This is a genomic window from Acidovorax sp. SUPP3434 (assembly GCF_030159015.1).
Lineage (GTDB): Bacteria > Pseudomonadota > Gammaproteobacteria > Burkholderiales > Burkholderiaceae_C > Paracidovorax.
In genome coordinates, this window is record NZ_BQXL01000034.1 from 2,501 (window position 1) to 5,772 (window position 3,272).

Consider the following 3,272-nt stretch of genomic DNA (forward strand, 5'->3'; position numbering starts at 1 on the left):
AAGAAACATTCACATTACGGCATAACGCGCGAGGTGAAAGACCTCGCAAGTACTTGCAAGAAAATGGAGATGTTTCGAAAGAGACGTCAAAGTTATAGGGTCAAGTGACTAAGAGCATGTGGTGGATGCCTTGGCGATTACAGGCGACGAAAGACGTGATAGCCTGCGATAAGCTTCGGGGAGCTGGCAAATAAGCTTTGATCCGGAGATTTCTGAATGGGGAAACCCACCTCGCAAGAGGTATCGCATACTGAATACATAGGTATGCGAGGCGAACCGGGTGAACTGAAACATCTCAGTAGCTCGAGGAAAAGACATCAACCGAGATTCCGAAAGTAGTGGCGAGCGAAATCGGAAGAGCCTTCTAGTGATAGCACGACTGTTAGCAAAATGGGATGGAAAGCCCAGCCATAGCAGGTGATAGCCCTGTATGCGAAAACAGACGTGTGGTACCAAGCTAGAGAAAAGTAGGGCGGGGCACGAGAAACCTTGTCTGAATATGGGGGGACCATCCTCCAAGGCTAAATACTCGTAATCGACCGATAGTGAACCAGTACCGTGAGGGAAAGGCGAAAAGAACCCCGGGAGGGGAGTGAAATAGATCCTGAAACCGCATGCTTACAAAAAGTAGGAGCCCGCAAGGGTGACTGCGTACCTTTTGTATAATGGGTCAGCGACTTACATTCAGTGGCAAGGTTAACCGAATAGGGAAGCCGTAGAGAAATCGAGTCCGAATAGGGCGTTCAGTCGCTGGGTGTAGACCCGAAACCAAGTGATCTATCCATGGCCAGGATGAAGGTGCCGTAACAGGTACTGGAGGTCCGAACCGACTAGTGTTGCAAAACTAGCGGATGAGCTGTGGATAGGGGTGAAAGGCTAAACAAACTTGGAAATAGCTGGTTCTCTCCGAAAACTATTTAGGTAGTGCCTCAAGTATTACCGTCGGGGGTAGAGCACTGTTTTGGCTAGGGGGTCATGGCGACTTACCAAACCAAGGCAAACTCCGAATACCGACGAGTACAGCTTGGGAGACAGAGCACCGGGTGCTAACGTCCGGACTCAAGAGGGAAACAACCCAGACCGCCAGCTAAGGTCCCTAAAATTGGCTAAGTGGGAAACGAAGTGGGAAGGCTAAAACAGTCAGGATGTTGGCTTAGAAGCAGCCATCATTTAAAGAAAGCGTAATAGCTCACTGATCGAGTCGTCCTGCGCGGAAGATGTAACGGGGCTAAGCCAGTTACCGAAGCTGCGGATTCACAGTTTACTGTGAGTGGTAGGAGAGCGTTCTGTAAGCCTGTGAAGGTGTCTGGTAACGGATGCTGGAGGTATCAGAAGTGCGAATGCTGACATGAGTAGCGTTAAAGGGGGTGAAAAGCCCCCTCGCCGTAAGCGCAAGGTTTTCTACGCAACGTTCATCGGCGTAGAGTGAGTCGGCCCCTAAGGCGAGGCAGAGATGCGTAGCTGATGGGAAACAGGTCAATATTCCTGTACCGATGTGTAGTGCGATGTGGGGACGGAGAAGGTTAGCTCAGCCAACTGTTGGATATGTTGGTTCAAGCCTGTAGTCGTGCCTGGTAGGCAAATCCGCCAGGCTTAGATGAGGGGTGATAACGAGTCTGCTTGCAGACGAAGTGAGTGATACCCTGCTTCCAGGAAAAGCCACTAAGCTTCAGCTACACACGACCGTACCGCAAACCGACACTGGTGCGCGAGATGAGTATTCTAAGGCGCTTGAGAGAACTCAGGAGAAGGAACTCGGCAAATTGATACCGTAACTTCGGGAGAAGGTATGCCCCAAGTAGGTGAACCTGTACAAGGCGAGCCCAAAGGGGTTGCAAAAAATCGGTGGCTGCGACTGTTTAATAAAAACACAGCACTCTGCAAACACGAAAGTGGACGTATAGGGTGTGACGCCTGCCCGGTGCTGGAAGATTAAATGATGGGGTGCAAGCTCTTGATTGAAGTCCCAGTAAACGGCGGCCGTAACTATAACGGTCCTAAGGTAGCGAAATTCCTTGTCGGGTAAGTTCCGACCTGCACGAATGGCGTAACGATGGCCACACTGTCTCCTCCTGAGACTCAGCGAAGTTGAAATGTTTGTGATGATGCAATCTCCCCGCGGAAAGACGGAAAGACCCCATGAACCTTTACTGTAGCTTTGTATTGGACTTTGAACAGATCTGTGTAGGATAGGTGGGAGGCTTTGAAGTGAGGACGCTAGTTCTCATGGAGCCAACGTTGAAATACCACCCTGGTGTGTTTGAGGTTCTAACCTAGGTCCCTTATCGGGATCGGGGACAGTGCATGGTAGGCAGTTTGACTGGGGCGGTCTCCTCCCAAAGCGTAACGGAGGAGTTCGAAGGTACGCTAGGTACGGTCGGACATCGTGCTAATAGTGCAATGGCATAAGCGTGCTTAACTGCGAGACTGACAAGTCGAGCAGATGCGAAAGCAGGACATAGTGATCCGGTGGTTCTGTATGGAAGGGCCATCGCTCAACGGATAAAAGGTACTCTGGGGATAACAGGCTGATACCGCCCAAGAGTTCATATCGACGGCGGTGTTTGGCACCTCGATGTCGGCTCATCTCATCCTGGGGCTGTAGCCGGTCCCAAGGGTATGGCTGTTCGCCATTTAAAGAGGTACGTGAGCTGGGTTTAAAACGTCGTGAGACAGTTTGGTCCCTATCTTCCGTGGGCGCTGCAGATTTGAGGAAGCCTGCTCCTAGTACGAGAGGACCGGAGTGGACACACCTCTGGTGTATCGGTTGTCACGCCAGTGGCATTGCCGAGTAGCTAAGTGTGGAAGAGATAACCGCTGAAAGCATCTAAGCGGGAAACTCGTTTCAAGATGAGATCTGCCGGGGCCTTGAGCCCCCTAAAGAGTCGTTCAAGACCAGGACGTTGATAGGTCAGGTGTGGAAGCGCAGTAATGCGTTAAGCTAACTGATACTAATTGCTCGTGCGGCTTGACCCTATAACTTTGATCACCATTCGATCAAGTTGTTATGCCAAGTGACGCAGTCAAAATACAAGTTGATTCCAAACTCTATGAATTCGCCGCCTTGATCACATCAAGGTAGCTCCAAGTTATGCCTGATGACCATAGCAAGTTGGTCCCACTCCTTCCCATCCCGAACAGGACAGTGAAACGACTTTGCGCCGATGATAGTGCGGGTTCCCGTGTGAAAGTAGGTCATCGTCAGGCTCTTACAGCCCAAATCGCCCCGACATCCAACGATGTCGGGGCGATTTGCTTTGGAGAATGAAAAT

Annotated in this window: 2 rRNA genes; both read left to right on the plus strand. The window is 50.8% G+C overall.

Annotated elements, in window-relative coordinates:
- Positions 1–98 precede the first annotated feature (98 nt).
- Positions 99–2,976, plus strand: a 23S ribosomal RNA gene (locus tag AVKW3434_RS24085).
- Between the two features lie 118 nt (positions 2,977–3,094).
- Positions 3,095–3,207: ribosomal RNA gene (gene rrf / locus AVKW3434_RS24090) — 5S ribosomal RNA — on the plus strand.
- The last annotated feature ends 65 nt before the right edge of the window (positions 3,208–3,272 follow it).